The organism is Halococcus salsus (assembly GCF_009900715.1).
GTDB lineage: Archaea > Halobacteriota > Halobacteria > Halobacteriales > Halococcaceae > Halococcus > Halococcus salsus.
The window spans coordinates 1-15,540 of record NZ_JAAAJC010000008.1 but is presented as its reverse complement, the minus strand read 5'-3'; the positions used below and the strand labels follow the sequence as shown (position 1 = coordinate 15,540).

General features: G+C 54.0%; 17 protein-coding genes and 1 pseudogene. 8 read left to right on the top strand and 10 right to left on the bottom strand.

Annotation, left to right across the window (positions count from 1 at the left end; all coding sequences use genetic code 11):
• Nucleotides 1-58 precede the first annotated feature (58 nt).
• Nucleotides 59-1,954 (top strand): transposase, encoded by a 1,896-nt coding sequence (locus GT355_RS15085; protein ID WP_160135391.1) that lies wholly within the window; start codon nt 59-61, stop codon nt 1,952-1,954.
• Between the two features lie 190 nt (nt 1,955-2,144).
• On the opposite strand, the pseudogene GT355_RS15080 reads toward GT355_RS15085, so the two are convergent.
• The 5 genes and pseudogenes from GT355_RS15080 to GT355_RS15060 all read right to left on the bottom strand — a co-directional run.
• Nucleotides 2,145-2,321, bottom strand: a pseudogene (locus tag GT355_RS15080) (helix-turn-helix transcriptional regulator); the annotation flags it as partial.
• Nucleotides 2,322-2,845: 524 nt separating this feature from the next.
• Nucleotides 2,846-3,424 carry a TATA-box-binding protein gene (locus GT355_RS15075; protein ID WP_160135389.1) on the bottom strand — a complete coding sequence of 193 codons (579 nt, stop codon included), beginning with the start codon at nt 3,422-3,424 and terminating at the stop codon, nt 2,846-2,848.
• A gap of 86 nt (nt 3,425-3,510) precedes the next feature.
• Nucleotides 3,511-3,783 carry a hypothetical protein gene (locus GT355_RS15070; RefSeq protein WP_160135388.1) on the bottom strand — a complete coding sequence of 91 codons (273 nt, stop codon included), beginning with the start codon at nt 3,781-3,783 and terminating at the stop codon, nt 3,511-3,513.
• Between the two features lie 64 nt (nt 3,784-3,847).
• Nucleotides 3,848-4,315, bottom strand: a complete 468-nt coding sequence (locus tag GT355_RS15065; RefSeq protein ID WP_160135387.1) for a TRAM domain-containing protein — start codon at nt 4,313-4,315, stop codon at nt 3,848-3,850.
• A 3-nt stretch (nt 4,316-4,318) separates the two neighbouring features.
• Nucleotides 4,319-4,609 carry a PadR family transcriptional regulator gene (locus GT355_RS15060; protein WP_160135386.1) on the bottom strand — a complete coding sequence of 97 codons (291 nt, stop codon included), beginning with the start codon at nt 4,607-4,609 and terminating at the stop codon, nt 4,319-4,321.
• A gap of 270 nt (nt 4,610-4,879) precedes the next feature.
• Here GT355_RS15060 and GT355_RS15055 point away from each other — a divergent pair, with 270 nt between their 5' ends.
• Complete coding sequence (locus GT355_RS15055) at nt 4,880-5,698, top strand: ParA family protein (RefSeq protein WP_160135385.1); 819 nt, start codon at nt 4,880-4,882, stop codon at nt 5,696-5,698.
• Entirely contained in the window at nt 5,695-6,090 is a 396-nt protein-coding gene (locus tag GT355_RS15050; RefSeq protein WP_160135384.1) for a DUF8160 family protein, read from the top strand. Before GT355_RS15055 ends, GT355_RS15050 begins: the two co-directional genes overlap by 4 nt.
• 74 nt (nt 6,091-6,164) lie before the next feature.
• On the opposite strand, the gene GT355_RS15045 is transcribed toward GT355_RS15050, so the two are convergent.
• Nucleotides 6,165-6,599, bottom strand: coding sequence for a DUF6141 family protein (locus tag GT355_RS15045; RefSeq protein WP_160135383.1), 435 nt, complete (start codon nt 6,597-6,599; stop codon nt 6,165-6,167).
• 104 nt (nt 6,600-6,703) lie between these two features.
• Between GT355_RS15045 and GT355_RS15040 the strand changes: the two genes are divergently transcribed.
• Nucleotides 6,704-7,249, top strand: a complete 546-nt coding sequence (locus GT355_RS15040; RefSeq protein WP_160135382.1) for a winged helix-turn-helix domain-containing protein — start codon at nt 6,704-6,706, stop codon at nt 7,247-7,249.
• Between the two features lie 10 nt (nt 7,250-7,259).
• Nucleotides 7,260-7,697, top strand: coding sequence for a toxin-antitoxin system TumE family protein (locus GT355_RS15035; RefSeq protein WP_160135381.1), 438 nt, complete (start codon nt 7,260-7,262; stop codon nt 7,695-7,697).
• Nucleotides 7,698-7,768: 71 nt separating this feature from the next.
• Here the strand turns inward: GT355_RS15035 and GT355_RS15030 are convergent, their stop codons facing one another.
• Nucleotides 7,769-8,053 carry a ribbon-helix-helix domain-containing protein gene (locus GT355_RS15030; protein ID WP_160135380.1) on the bottom strand — a complete coding sequence of 95 codons (285 nt, stop codon included), beginning with the start codon at nt 8,051-8,053 and terminating at the stop codon, nt 7,769-7,771.
• 181 nt (nt 8,054-8,234) lie between these two features.
• On the opposite strand from GT355_RS15030, the gene GT355_RS15025 reads away from it, so the two are divergent.
• Together GT355_RS15025 and GT355_RS15020 are read left to right on the top strand one after the other, a co-directional pair.
• Nucleotides 8,235-9,320, top strand: a complete 1,086-nt coding sequence (locus tag GT355_RS15025; RefSeq protein ID WP_160135379.1) for a phosphotransferase family protein — start codon at nt 8,235-8,237, stop codon at nt 9,318-9,320.
• A 1,716-nt stretch (nt 9,321-11,036) separates the two neighbouring features.
• Nucleotides 11,037-12,326 (top strand): orc1/cdc6 family replication initiation protein, encoded by a 1,290-nt coding sequence (locus GT355_RS15020; RefSeq protein ID WP_192928033.1) that lies wholly within the window; start codon nt 11,037-11,039, stop codon nt 12,324-12,326.
• Nucleotides 12,327-12,858: 532 nt separating this feature from the next.
• Here the strand turns inward: GT355_RS15020 and GT355_RS15015 are convergent.
• Both GT355_RS15015 and GT355_RS15010 read right to left on the bottom strand, forming a co-directional pair.
• Entirely contained in the window at nt 12,859-13,248 is a 390-nt protein-coding gene (locus tag GT355_RS15015; protein ID WP_160135377.1) for a hypothetical protein, read from the bottom strand.
• A gap of 362 nt (nt 13,249-13,610) precedes the next feature.
• On the bottom strand, nt 13,611-13,853 hold the full coding sequence (locus tag GT355_RS15010; RefSeq protein ID WP_160135376.1) for a hypothetical protein: 243 nt from the start codon (nt 13,851-13,853) through the stop codon (nt 13,611-13,613).
• Nucleotides 13,854-13,865: 12 nt separating this feature from the next.
• Here GT355_RS15010 and GT355_RS15005 point away from each other — a divergent pair, with 12 nt between their 5' ends.
• The gene (locus GT355_RS15005) at nt 13,866-14,387 is read left to right on the top strand and encodes a hypothetical protein (protein WP_160135429.1); all 522 of its coding nucleotides are present in this window, start codon (nt 13,866-13,868) and stop codon (nt 14,385-14,387) included.
• Here GT355_RS15005 and GT355_RS15000 read toward each other — a convergent pair.
• Nucleotides 14,382-15,104 carry a hypothetical protein gene (locus GT355_RS15000; protein ID WP_160135375.1) on the bottom strand — a complete coding sequence of 241 codons (723 nt, stop codon included), beginning with the start codon at nt 15,102-15,104 and terminating at the stop codon, nt 14,382-14,384. The two genes, GT355_RS15005 and GT355_RS15000, sit on opposite strands and share 6 nt — an antisense overlap.
• Nucleotides 15,105-15,540: the final 436 nt, after the last annotated feature.

Below are 15,540 nucleotides of genomic sequence, written 5' to 3'. Positions count from 1 at the left end.
AGATGCACGTATCGACGCGAAATCATCCACCACAACCCCGCTGAACGACACTACGGAGATGGTTGCAGCGGCTTTCATCGCCGACGCCACCGGTTACAACGGCCAGTCTCGATTTTTTGAGGGCGAAGCCGACGGGAGTGGCGATGATCTCGACGGATTCGTCGCGGATGTCACGACCATCGCGCAATCACAGTGCGAGCGGTGGGAAAGCTACGCCGACATCGAGACGCTGATCTGCCATCTCCCGATCGATCATCTCACCTTTGCTGCGCACGACTCGCTAGCGCCGTATTCGGGACGGTATTCGATGTCGATCCACGTTCGAGCCGGTCTGCTCAAGGAACTCAACGGCTGGAACGAAACTGCCCTCCACGACTACCTCAGAGCACATTCCTCGCTCCGTCAAGATCTGGGATTCGAGACGCTCCCGAATCAATCAACGCTCTGGCGCGCGTGGAGCGAGCGTTTCAGCGGGGAACTCCGCGATGCCATACAGGAGTGTGCTGACGCGATTGTAATGGCCGCGCGTACCTGCGAGGTTCCGCTTCCCGACTGGATCGAGACCGAAGAAACGGATGAGTCAGGGGGTGACGACACTCCCGAACGCCAACTCGTCGCCGAGAAGACCGACGAAGTGTGGCAACAGGCCAAACCGTTCGTGACCGACGCCTTCGCGCTCGATCGTGGACTGAACTGGGAGATCCACGAGAACGCGTTCTGGGAGCAACACGCCTACATGGGGATGCGCGAGGACATGTACGCCCGCAGCGGCCCGGCATCGTTCTCGCTCGATACCACACGGGAGCGTATCCCAACGGGTTCGACGCACCGCTACCAGATCGGGAAGCTCTCAGTTGACGATGTCCGCTCGATGCTTCGCAATACGACGCGGATGTTGATCGCTCGCGCCCGCCAGAACGGCGAACTCGATGGGCCGGTCTTTGCGGCCATCGATGTGACCAAGGGCTTCCCGTTCACCGGCGACGTCGAGGACCACGAGGACGACATCCTCGGCTACAAGGACGGTAGCGACTACTACCAGTGGGCGGTGCTCAAAATCGTCGGGATGGATGTGCCACTCGTCCTCGATGCCATCCCGCGCGTGCGTGGGCAATCGAAGGATGAGATCGTCGGGAAGCTTCTGTCGCAGGCGTCCGAAATGGTTGATCTCGACCTCGTGATGATGGACCGGGAGTTCGATAGCGGCCCGGTCAAGGAGACCTGCGAGGAGTACGGCGTCCATTTCCTGAACCCCACGCGCATCTTCGAACGCAGCGACGAAGCCGAGACAATCGCGTGGATGTACCGCAACGGGAAACGCTTCCACGTCACCGAAGAGGAATCAGACGACGACACGCCGACGCGCAAGCAAATCTACCTCCCGAAACGGCCGCATTCGGATGACGAGGATGAGGACGACGATCTCTCAGCAGTCTGGACGGAGCTGTGCGGCGACTGGGAGTTCGAGGACGTGGAGGGCGAACCGAGCGAGCAGATGTCGTTCTCGCGGCTGCTCGCGGACATCCAGCGCGAGGAAGACATCGAAGAGCGCAAACAGATAGCGCAGGACGGAGACGTAGACACCGCCGAAACCGTCGTCTTCGAGACCAACCACCCCTACGTGACAGCACGTGACGCTGGCGATCAACGGATGGACGGGGAAGAGTTCGTCCACATGATTGAGCGACTGATCCGGTGGTATCGCCGTCGTTGGGGCATTGAGAACGGCTTCAAGAAACAGAAACACTTCATGGTGCGAACCACCTCGACCGAACGCGACTATCGGTTCTTCAACTTCGCGTTCGCGTGCGTCCTGTACAACGTCTGGCGGTTGGTAGACCTGCTGGTGAAGATTGCCATCGACGGTGAGAACCGCACGTACGCACCACGAGTGGATGCCAACCAGTTCCTGACCGTGGCGAAGCAGTATCACGGACTCGACCCGCCTGACTGAGGTCGGCTGTCCCCTGTGACTGCCCGGTCGTGAGCGGCAGCTCTATTGAACGCTCGTTTGTTTCACAGTTTGAGACACTGATCCTGAAATCACGGCCCGATTCCGCCTGCGCCACATTTCTCATATCAAGAAACCGGCTGCAACGAACTTCCATTCCGTGCATTCAGCACCGACCTAGCCGGCATCAGTTTTCAAGTAATCCCTTCTCAACGAGCGTGTCGAGATTCGGATAGAGCCGTCCGTGGTGAATTTCGCTGTCATAGTACTGTTCAAGTTCATCTTTGAGCGCGAGGCCGTGCGGTTTGTCTTTCCCGAGTACTACGTATAGCAGATCACGCTGGAATCCAGTCAGATCGTACGTATCCAATAGGTGGTTATTCACCGGGTAAAATATATTGATACTCAAAGACGGGATTTGTTACCTCGTCGCGAGTATACACAGGAGACTATTAGCTACTGTCTGAAATTGTCAGAATAGCCGTGTATATGAGTGGACTTTCTCCAAAGTGAAAGGCCGTGATGAGGGTGGCCCAACCCCGGTTTGTCTCATGACTGGCCACCGGATGGGGGAATGCCTACCACAATTCCATGACTGGCCTACCATCCGGCCAATTGTTCAATGTGCACCATATTTAATAATTGTTTTGGCTATTAAGGAGGGCACGAATTTGAATACTGGCGAACACGCGACAACTGAATGCGGTCTGTTCGTCTAATACTCTACCCGTGTAGTGTTCTTACTACTCAAAGATACTGGAAAGCTCGTGGGTATCACAGAAGGGTCACACAAACTAGAGAAATCGACCACCGTTTCCGGAGGTTCCGCAGGACACACCATCATTTCCGGAGGTCAGAATAGCCGTCAGTCGGAATCTCATTGAAAAATCATCTTCAGCCGAGAAGAGAGAGATCTGAGAGCCGTTCAACGAGAACGTCTGTCGCCTCTTCGGCATCCTCGAGTTGCTTGCACCCTGTGATGATTGTCTTTCCCGACCCAAACAGGAGGGCGGCGACAGCAGGATCCTCCAAGCGATAGACGAGTGCTGGGAACTGTTCCGGTTCGTATTCGACGGCTTCGAGCCCAAAACCGATCGCGATCGCATTCAGATTGAGCCTCTCACCAAGGTCACCGCTCACAACGATATTCTGAACGGTGATGGTCGGATCATCGTCTACTCGAAGACTGAGATCGCGAAGTGTCTCAAATACTGACGCGAGTGCTTCGTGGACCCCATCGACGGAGTTTGCTCCAGTACACACTATCTTCCCCGAGCGGAAGATCAGCGCTGTCGCGTGTGGCTCTTCGATTCGGTAGATAAGGCCGGGAAACTCCTCTGGGTCGAAGTCGACACCCTCAAGATCCATCGCGAGTGCTTCGAGATCGATTTCCTGCCCAATCGCCGAGGAGGCAACGACGTTCTGAATCTCAAGAGCCTCGATGTACGGTTCGATATCCGGGTTCTCAGCCATTGGAATTGTCTAAATTGAACCTAACAGTCATAAATAACCCCATGCCCTAACAATGGCATTCTCGCTACGGTCGCCGAGAGCCCTGCTCAATCGTCGGTCGGTGTGATGTAGACTTCCTCCTTCACGTAGTAGATGTGCCCACGGCGGTAGAGGAGGTCTAACGCATACTCCGCATCGGCCTCCGTAAACTCCTCATTTGCAACGAGAACTGCTTGAGCCTCTGTTTTTGTGAAATCCGGTGTCGAAAAGTCGTATCCGTCGTCGCTATCGTTCGCATTTTCTTGGTCGTCCTGGGCAGCCTGAGACAGGATATCGAGAGCATCTTCGGCGAGCGGCGGTAGTCGACGCTCCCAGTTCATACCGAATGTTCGTCCCCAGTAACATGAGTTTGCGTCCGACGCGCGTCAGACGTTCTTCAGCAGGCTAGTCGTCGTCATCGGGTGCTTCATCCGCGATCGTTTCTCCTGATTCCAATGACATCCCATCCTCACTCATGGAATCGGGTTCTTGAATGTCTGCGAACGCGACATTCTCACGAGTTTCCCGAATCTCGACGGTCACTTCATCGCCTGGACGGGCTCCTGGAACGATGACGACGTATCCCCGTTCGACTTTCGCGATGCCGTCGCCCTGGTCACCCAGCGATTCGATGGTTACCTCCCGGATATCCCCGCTCTCAACCGGCGGAGCTTGCTCATCAGGCTGGCTCTGAGTCGATGTCGATGACGTCGGTGACTCCGGGCCCTCCAACAACACAACACGATAAGTTTCGCCTGCTGTGAGCGACCCCTTTTCGAGCTCTGTACGAGGTACTTCGATAGTATAGGAGCCGTCCTGCTCTTCGAGTGATGTAGTGAACAGACACTCAAGGGAATCAGGAATCTCGACCATCGGCTATCCCTCCACCGTCAGGTACTGGTCTTCCCAGTCCCGGCGAGCATCGATCTCGCGCTGGCCGCGCTCAGTGAGTCGATACCAGTTCGTCCGATTGTCGACGCTCCCTTTCTCGAGGAGGCCCATCTCAATCAGGTCGTCGAGATTCGGATAGAGGCGTCCGTGGTTGACCTCGCCTGAATAGTGCTTCTCGAGTTCTTCTTTGATCGCCAAGCCATACGGTGGCGATCCCTCACCGAATCCCGCAATCACGTAGAGCACATCCCGCTGAAAGGCGGTCAGATCGTCCATCATGGTAGTGAAAAATGGCAAAGAAGCGGTTTATGTACACCGTTCTCCGTTGGACGACTCCAAGATCTGCTGTGAACACGGAGAAAAGCAACGAGCAGAACGAAGGTAACGAGCGTAACGAACGCGTTCTGATCGGTGAGTGTAACGAACAACAGGCTTTAACCCCGCGGTGATTCTCTCATTGAACGAAACGCTCGCACCGAACGCACCGAGCTAAACGAACAGAACGAATGAAACGAACTAGCGTCAACACACAAAGGAACAATAGACATGACTGACACCCACACCACGCGGATCACCGTAGCGAATCAAAAAGGAGGCGCAGGGAAGACGACGGACGTCATCCACACAGGCGGCGCACTGTCCGCGCGTGGCCATGACGTACTTCTTGTCGATATCGACTATCATGGAGGACTCACATGCTCACTCGGCTATAGCGAGCTGTACTACGATACGGACCGGATAACACTATTCGATGTTCTGGACTTCGACCAGATGAATTCGGTCAATGATATCATTACTGAGCATGAGGAGTTCGACATACTCCCCGCCAGCGAGAAACTTGCAAACAACAAGAACATCCAAACTCTCCTCGAAGCTCCCAAAAGCCGGGAGCGACTAGGGATGACGCTCAACGAACTCGATAAGAGCTACGACTACATTATCGTAGACACCCCACCGTCTCTCAACGTTCTCACTGACAATGCACTCGTTGCAAGCGGGAATGTGGTCATTCCGGTGATCCCTGAGCAACTAAACGCCAATAGTCTCCAGATTTTCGCAAAGCAGCTAGGATCGCTCGAACCAGCTTATGGTGATATCAATCGTCTCGCCATCGTCTGTAACCGTGTTGAACAGAACGCCGAACATCGGAACACTATCAAGGAGATAGAATCGGCGTACTCGCTCCCTGTATTTGAGATTCCAAAGCGCACAGACCTCTCGCAATCGATTGGAGAAGGTGTGTCGGTTTTCGGCTTTGGCAAGGAGAACAAGCGTGTCGAAGACGCTCGCAACCTGTTCGACGAGATTGCCGATCTATTCGACGAGACGTTCGAGAAAACACCCTCCAAGGAGGTAGAAGCATGAGCGACGGTTGGGGAGATGCCTCGGGCATCGAAGGTAACTACGAGGACGATGAGAAGGATGAACCGAATGAGACAAACGAAACAACCGAAACGAGTTCATCGAGCGAAACACAAGAAACGAATTCACTGAACAGAACGAAGAAAACGAAAGAAACGAAGACGAACATCAAAGAGGAATGGAATGGCCGGACGATCTATATCCCAGATGGGATCCTTGACGAGCTCGAGGATACGTACTTAGAGTCTCAATTGAAACTCCGAAAAGCCGGCCAAGATGAGTTCAAGAAGAACCGGCATTTCTATCCCTTGCTTGTACAGTTCGGTCTCGAAGCTCTCTCAGACGCCAATGATGACGAGATCCAAGCCCGTCTCGCCGAAATCAGTAACGAATGACTCCCATCAGCACCTAAACAGGTTTGTCGCTTCCCGCCGACACTACTGCTGGCCATTGGCTAGCCTGCTTCGACTCACATTCTCTTGGTGATTGCCGTCGCCAACTCGTCAGCACGTTGTGATCCGATCACCACTGACTTTTGATCTTCACAGTAGAGTTTGACACCCCTCCCTCGCGTCGTCATATAGGCGATAGTCGATGGTGTCCACCGGATGCCGATCCCTCCGTAGGTTAGGAGACCGAAATCCGTGACCTCACACCTCTCAACCTCATCGAACGAAATATGTCGGAATGAACGGTGAAGTGGCGCGAAGCGCACATAGACACCGTCTTCGCGCACTTCCGTTGTAAGACGGACGAGATAGAAGAGGACGGCGACAGCTGCGATGACCACCAGCCCTAGTCCTGCGCTCGCTATCAGCGAGACGACTCCGACTCCGCCGATGAGTACCCAGACCCATAGCTGGCCAAATCGCTGCGTTTCTCGGTAAGTCTCTGCTATGGTCATATCCTGCCGTAGAGAACAGAGACAGTTATCTACTGTGTCCGTGCTCAGGTTCGTTGCGGTCGCCCAGAATATATTTACTTGAGTAGCGTAAATGACTACTTAACATGGCGAGCTTCGGTCCCACTCCAGCGGACGATACGCTCGACGAAGAGTTGGAGTCATGGACTCGAACTCACGATACGAGACACCGGATCAAACACGTGATGGCTGGGTTCCGGGAACCAAAGCCAGTATCTCATATCGCAGAGCGCGCTCAGTGCTCGCCAAAAACGGCGCGCAAACACCTCGAAGAACTCGTCGACGAGCGAATCGCCTCAAAAACCGATGACCCGCAGGGGGCTCGGTATCGCCGGAATGACGAGTACTTCGCATGGCGGCGCGCACATCAACTATCCGTTGACCACTCCGAAGCGGAACTGCTCGATCAGCTCGGAGAGCTGGAGGATCGAGAAGAAGCCCATCAGAACCGTTTCGATGCCGAGTTGCCGATGTACGTCGAGTTCCCGCCGGAGGACGCCACTCACGACGAGATTCACAAAACCTGGGAAGCACTCACCTCCTGGGAGACCCTCCGCAACGACATCCAGCGGTACCGGGAAGCACTCCGGTTGGCCCGCAAGCGAAGCGACGAGGCGCTGTCGGCCGACTGAGGATAGTTGGATGGCACACGGAGCAACCGGGCCGATCGACGACCACGTACTCGATACGATCCACCACCTGGCTTCGACCCATCGGTTCGTCGGTCGTGCATATTTAAACGATGATCCGGGTGGACGACGAGAGCTGTACGTCGAACTTGACCCGAATCACTACCCGGAAGCGATAGAAACCGTGACTCTACAGGTGCGGTGGTACGAGACCGATGACTACACGTTCCACTACCGCGAGGACTGGGAAACCGGCGAGTGGCAGTGCCGCTGGGATCGACACCCAAACCCGCATAATGCTGCCCGTGAGCACTTCCACGAGCCGCCGACCGCCGCTGACGATCCGATCACCGATCCTGTCGACAGAGTCGAACCACACTACCTGTTCGTACGCACGATAGCGAACGTGAGCGAGCGTATCGAGCAGGCTTGGGAGAACGAATCATCCTAACTCAGTTGGGCGGAGAAAAAGACGAGAGATCGTCCTGTGCTTTCGAGGTGAGCTCCCACGTCCAGTCACCCTCACTCATCGCCGTCCGCTCCGAACCGTTCGCGGGCTTCGTCGGCGCTCATCGTCCGTCCCTCGCGGATATCCTCCCCTGCTTCGAGGAGAGCAACCAGCTCATCGCGGTCGAACGTCGGGAATTCGGTCGCGTCCCGGAGGGTGTACCGAATGAACTCACTACGGCTGTTGAACCCGCGTCCCTGCCATGTGCCGTCGATTTCGTCGAGAAACGACTGTGTGACTTTGAAATTCACCGTGACGATCTCGTCGTCTCCGTTTGCTCTGGTGGTCGCTTCGGACATACGCTGGTGTTACGTTCGTCTTACTAAATCAGTACCGACGATACATGGTGGGTCAGTGACCAACCCTGCATACACCATCTCTGTCTTGTACGCTACATCTCCCACACCCCCAATGTATCCCATCGCTCTGTCGATAATATGAGAAAACGAATTATATTTTGAGGAAGAAATCTGTCTCATAGTGAGCAAGACCCTCACCGAGGACACGGTTCACGAGATGGTCCGCACTATTCAACCGTCGTGGACTGTCGAGCAGATACGGCCCACTGAGCCAAGCACAGACGCTGTGTATCACCTCACGGCCGAAGCAGGCGGTGAGTCTGTTAACGCTATTCTGAAGGCCTGTACCGCAATCGCGGAGGGTGACTTCCGGCCGGAACCCTACCTGTGCCAACTCTTGGATCGGCACACCTCGATCCCTGTTCCTCAGATCTTCGGCATCGTCGATAGTCACGAGGAATATCCATCACCCTTCTACCTGATGGAGTACTGTGGAGGCCAGTGTGCGGGCACGATCGAACTCACCTCCGACCAGATCACACGGATTGCACGGACCGCCGGCCGTCACATCGGTGAGTATCACACTCTCGGTGAGTTTCAACGGTTTGGACGCCCCAGGCTCGATTGCGACGTAACTCATTCTCAGATGGGTGCGACGATCGATGACCGTGGCCTCACTGTTGCGGATGCTACCACGGGCGAACGACCCGACCCGGACACTACCCTCTGGCGGGAATACGGCGTCTCCTCATGGCGATCTTGGTTCGAGTCGCTCTATCGTTACTGGATAACGAACTTGAATGAGCGGTTCGCCGATCTCCGACCGGCGATCGAGGCCTTCATTGAGGCACGATTCGATACGTTGGATCGATCCTTTCCCGCTGTGCTCTCGCATATCGATTACAAGTACCGAAACCTCCTCATCCGGCCAGGAACCGGCGAAATGACCGCAGTACTCGATTGGGGTCACTCCACTGTAATGGAGCCATACTACGACTTGATCGTGACAGAGCATCATCTGAGCCACTGGGCTCCGCTTCGGTCATCAGACCGACGACGAGTCCGCTATGCTCTCGAAGAAGGCTACGCTCAGACGAGCTCCTTGGAACGAGACTCAGCGTTCGAAGAGCGGCGGCAGTTGTACCTCCTCCAGTCGTACCTTCAACCACTCGTCTGGTTTTCCGAGTGGTGGTCGGATACCCCCAAAGCAGAGCAAAGCGAGATGGAAGGCAAATACAGGCAGTTCGTAACTGCGATAGTAGATTGAAAATTCGGTTCATGAATACCCCGCGAGGACGGGAGTATCAACGCATCCGCTATCGATACCCGGCGAAAATCGTCCCTCAAGACGACCTACCCAAGTGGAGCGGGCACGTCAGTGTCTCCGGGGCCGGGAGCGTTACCGACCACGGCGGAGTCCCATTCCTGTTCGTGAATCCACCCCGGTAACCTAGACAAATCCCGTACTAGATACTCCTACAGAGGAATTATCCGGGTCACCGGATAGTAGCTCACGGCTAGCTCCTTCCTTGGGCTCTCATCAGGTGTGAGCGGACTATCGAGATCCGGCAGATCAACTTCACCATCGTCCGGCTTTTCGAGAGCCCGGAACTCATTGGCAACACCTGCTTTCGTCTCTCATTTTTCGTGATAACCCAGCTCGGTGAGCCCGTTCAGTACTCGTCGAACGGTTCGCGACGAGCACTCAACCGATGAAGCGATGTCTCCGACAGTAAACTGCTGGCGACGATACGTTTTCGCGATACGTGTAACCTCTTTGGTGGCTTTCGAGAACGCTCGAACCACTGGCCCTTCGCCAACCACGGGGAGGCTCTCGGCCAGCGCTGCCGTGTAGGCGAACACTACTGCCCCCTTCTTGTCCCGGCCGAATCGAAGGATCGCCTGAGGGCCTGGTCCTCGCGCATGTACTTGGGGAACGTGTTCGCGGTCTTGCTGCCGTACTCGAGGTCGCTACCGTGGCCCGAGCGTTCCACCGTCTCGCCAGCGAGCGCGGTCCCCTTCTCCGCGACGGCATCGCCGGAGTGCCGGCAGCCGAGGACTGCCTAGAGATTCAGCTCACCCAGCGCGTTCGACCCGGTAACGTTCTCGTAGTGGTCAACTACAGGGACATCGGTCGCCAGTCGCATCGAGAGCAGTCCGTAGCGCCGCACAAGCGCTCTCGGTCGCCGAGGCACCCCACATACGGGGACAAGATCGCGAACGCTTTCGAGAGCGCTTGCGAGGTCGCTCTCGTTCCCGCTCGTTTACTGGTCACCAGAGGAGTCTAAAGCGGTGTACCTCGTTACAAGGATATCCAGTCGCCACGATCTCTTTCGCTTCGGAAAGGCAGTACTCATGAAGACCACCTCATGTCCGCTGCATCTCATCGTTAGCTCATCCACTAGTTACCCCACGTTTAGCAAGAAATTTCAGTTTGTGGGGTAACGGTAGTCGATGCCCCTGCCAGACCCCCCCCCCCCGCCATCGATGTGTAAACTCCCAGCTCGACCGTCTGTGAGCTACTATTCCTGCAGATGGAAGAGGGAGCGGGATATGACCGCGTGAAACTCGGTCAGTAGGAGTTGTCAGCAGATTTGATGGCTGGAGATAGTTACCCCACTAATGGAACTATCATAGCGAGTGGGGTAACTACACCGAGACATCAATTACACATCGATGACGGGGAGTGGGGAAGGTAATCTCGCAAAGAACACTTCGTTGGTGGTACAGAGTAAACATATCGAAGGTGGTAAAGTCGTGAGCCAGGGCTCCTATAGCGGCAGAATAAACATCGATTGGGGTGGGTGTTTATGTGACTCCAGAATGCAACAGGTGTATGGCTGGAAGCGACCAAGGAGAAACAGATCAGTCTACCCATGAAGAGGAAAAGACCGAGGTCGCTTTAGAGGATATCGCCAGTAGTTCCTCCTCGGCAACTGATAGTGCGGGTCAGAGAGAGGACTCGCAACGCACAATCAGGGATATGCTCAATGAGGAGGGAGGGACGTCAGTTTTCGACAACAGAGACCTCGTTGAGCCCGACACAATCATTGACGAGGAGCGTATCGTCGGTCGCGACGATCAACTCGAATCAGTTGTTTCGTTCCTGAAGCCTACTCTGCAAGGTAATCGGCCACCAAATATGCTGCTGTATGGACCCGCAGGTACTGGGAAATCACTCATAATTGGTGCAGTTACACAGCAAATCGTCGAGCTTTGCAAATCGAAAGGTGAACGTTTCGGCGTTATTACGATCAACTGTCAGCCGATAAACACCCTTGATCAAGCGGTATACGAACTCGTTCAGACGACTGCGAAGAGCATTGGCACAGAGATCGGCGTTCCCGAGACAGGCGTATCGACCAAGCGCAAATATCGACGTCTCTATGATCTCATCAACAGAAACTATGACTCAGTTATTTTCATCCTTGATGAGATAGACCTCCTGGTAGGGCGGCATACGAACGATGAGCCAGCCTACTCGAAGCTACTCTATCAGCTCTCTCGTGCGAGTAACACGAACGAAATAGAGGGACGTGTTTCAGTTGCAGCGTTAACGAACGACCCGAAATTCATGGAAAACATCGATGGCCGCGCGGAGAGTTCGTTTAATCCTCGAGACGTCTACTTCCCAGATTACGATGCTACGCAGTTACGAGAGATTCTCAGGAACCGGCGAGATGCTTTCCGTCCAAATGCCCTTGAGGAAGACGTGATTCCACTGGTAGCAGCATTTGCAGCTCAGAGCCATGGTGATGCTCGAAAAGCAATCGATCTGTTCCGTGGCGCGGGTGATCTCGCTAACGAACGTGGCGATGAAGAAGTTCTGGAAGAGCACGTCCGAGAGTCCCAAGAGGAGATCGACAAGGATCGGTCACTGAAACTCGTCGAGGGACTAACTACTCAGAAGAAGATATCACTCTATTCAACTGCGGGAGTCGCCCGATACTCCAAGCGATCTGGAAGTTCGGTCCCAAGTCCAGTTGGGTTCAAAATCTATCAATGGGTTACTGACGAACTTGATGCAGACCAGATGACTCGCGAGACATATGTGAAGTATGTGAAAGAGCTCTCTACCTACGGTCTAATATCAACATCGAGGAAGAGTCGGGGACGAGGAGGAGGAATGTATATGGAGTTTACCTTTACAGGAGACCCAACAGCAATTATGGAGCGTATCGTGACGGATACGAGGTTAGGAGCTATCAGCGACCGAGAGGAGATTCTTCAGTCGATCGTGAACGCCCAGTTAAGAGAGTTCCACGAGAATTAGAGGCGGTTCTCACTCCTCTCCCCCCGTTGTCGATGTGTAAGTCATTATCTGAAGGTTCAGTTCAGCAGTAGCTATTGACTGAGATCTGAGAGCTACTCCCTCCCCCCGTCATCGATGTGTAAATCTTCGGTAGGAGACGGTTACAGGGAATATGGACCATCTCTCGATTGGCAATAGAAGGCACATAACGAGTAGACATGGGGAAATAGGGGAGTAAAAATGAGCGGGTCGAGGTATGGCTTAGATCGGCTCGGCGCTTCGGAGTAAACTCCTCCGACCTTCGGCACTAGCTCCATTGCGGTTGTTGTTTCTGTGGCTAGTATATAAAGATGCGTCAGACTAGATCCAATCGTAGAATATGGCCTATTCTCTAGTCTAAGGGTTTTCTCTATGTTGTTTGGGTCTCTTTCAGAACATCTCGGGTGTTTCACTCTATAACCCACTCCCCTTTGATAGCGTTTACACATCGATAACGGGGGGAGGGGGTTCTGAGGAATCCCAGTTGATAGTCCCAAATACAGATGGTACATTCCTACTCTCGTGGGTTGACGGGTGCAATGTATTCGTTCTTCCAGGATTCACCTTCTCTCCATTGCCAGTAGTAGTATCTATACGATGTCTTTTCAGTCTCCTTTGTGGTCTTGATCGTAATGTACGCTCCACTAGCTGGAACATTTTCGTAATCCTCTGGATCGGTCGATACCTCGCGTTCGTTGAGGTCCTCAAGTTCCTCTTCATCGATCTCTTCTTCGGCTCGTCGATGTTCGAGCTCTTCTTGATGTTGTTGACGCTTCCATTCCGCCAAGCCAACTGCATACGTAGCGACTGCTTCTAATCGTTCCGCAGTTTGTTTTTCGAGTGGTTCGCGAAGGTACTTCGGCAGTTCTGGCGCTGGGGGCTTGCCTGGATTCTTCTCGACCATAGTTACCCCACAAATTGGCAACGACCATTAATTGTGGGGTAACTTTGGCTGATAGCGGGGGCACACCCCACCATCGATGTGCAAATCCCCCTTTTCTCAACTGTTATTGCTGAATCACTGAGATGGAGCGATTGGGAGATCTCTGAGATTACTGTTTGTGGGGGCCTGTCGACATGGTGACGTTGGCCCGAACGATGGTCAACTATAGTTACCCCACTACTCGAAACCAGGACCCACTGTGTGGGGTAACTACATATCCTATTCAGCCGAAGCGCCAGAACGATCCGAAACTGGAATCACCACCATACTGAGGAGTCCGAGTGAAATGATTCATACTGGCATCTACACAACGATAGATAATATCACTCAGAGAGGATGCCTACGGCGAAACGATACGCGCGCATCACGCGGGCGAGGAGAGCTTCGAGATGGTCGAGCGTGACGACGGGTTTGTCGGTCCACCCGATGATCCGGAACTCTACTTCTCTATGTCTAATGAATTGGCCCCGCACGAGCGTGCGGCGATGGATCGTGCCGAGAGACGCGCTTTCGACGTAGGTTGTGGCGCGGGTTGACACGCACTTTATCTCCAAGAACAGGGCCACGAGGTCGTCGGGATCGACACATCACCAGGAGCGGTAGCAGTCAGCCGTGACCGGGGCATCGACGCGCGTGAGTGTGACGTAGCCAATGTCTGCGAACTCGAAGCTGGCACGTTCGACACAGTAGTGATGGGCGGGAACAACTTCAGCCTGGTCGGGACATGTGCGACGGCTCCTCGTATTCTCGGCGAGGTTGCGGCAGTGACAAGCGATGAAGCATCTCCTCTCGCGGAAACACGTGACGTTCACGCCTCGGGGGATCCAGATCACCTCGCATATCACGAATTGAACCGTGAACGTGGGCGACCACCCGGCGCGCTCCGGATTTGTGTTCGATTCAAGCGGCACACATCACTGTGGTTTGACTATCTGATGGTTTCGCTCGAGGAGATGAGCGGTGTGGTTGACCCTACCCCTGGGGCGTCGCTGAGATTATCGAGCCGAACGAACTCAAGACGAGCGGCCAGTATTACGCTGTTTTTCGAAAAGGCGGAAATTGAGCGGTATGGGGGGTGTCTTGACATTTACGGTCTATAACAAAATAATGGTGGATACATCGACGGTGGGTGCGAGTACAGTAATATAGAGTAGCCACATACCACTGGTCCAGGCGAGAAGCGCAAGTGCCCCCACTACTAAAGTCATGACCAAGTCGGAGGAATCGTCGTTGAGAAACCGAAAGAGGATGATTGGGAAGAGGAGCGGAAGCAACAGAAATCCGCCGCCAACGGCCAGCGTAGTAACGATCTTCCACGAATTGAGTGTTTTGAGACGAGCGTAAAGCCGTTCGTGAAGTGGTGGCGTGTATTCTGGGACGACGAGCTGCCAATCATTGTTCCTAAGTCGGTCGATATCGACTTCGCTGCCGCTCTCACCAGAGTTAGGAACATATTCGGACGTATTGACTGGTTTGCACCAGACACGACTGCCGCTAGTGCTATCCTCGCCCGCAAGCTGACCAATGGATGACAACGAGTAGCCACAATCCTCAACGAGACGGACAAACGTGTACTCCGGCGAATCAGTCCTTGGCATTGGAAAGGTCTGTGTGTACGTCTCAGCATTGGGTAACTGAACGTGGATACGAATTGAGCCGTCGTCTGTAAGCTCGCACTTATGGATATAGCCCCGAATACGACCATCTTCAGAAGCTTGTGAAATGTTCCAGAGATGTTGTTCGAGGGGCCGGTCGTTTTCGTCGATTTGTTCAACCAGTGTGGATTCATTGGCAGCTGGTTGCTGGCTTGGTTTCATCCCCTTCTCTCCCACTTTGATTTGGCGACTATGAGTTGAGAAGATAGAAAAACAGTGGGTGATTGCTACTTTAGTGAATTGTCATTAGCGAACTCTATTTGTCGAGTTGTTTGGGTAACTTATCCTTCTCAGATGTTGGGTAGTACCTCATTGGGATCGGACGACGAACAGCGCGTAAGAATATTTGTATCTATGTTAAATTTTAACAGAAATCCCGCTCCTCTATGAGGGATACAGATACATAGCTCACGAAAATATCTCAAGACAACCCCACCTACAGCAGTAAGAATCAGTACCTCACAAAGCGGGTTAGGTGAACGGGCTGCTTGGTCGGTTGATGCGACCGGACCAAGCAGCCAACGAACTCACCGAAGAGCAGGTGCTTAACTTCCTCGTCAACAGCCTCGACGAGGAGATCGATATCGGACTCGGCGAA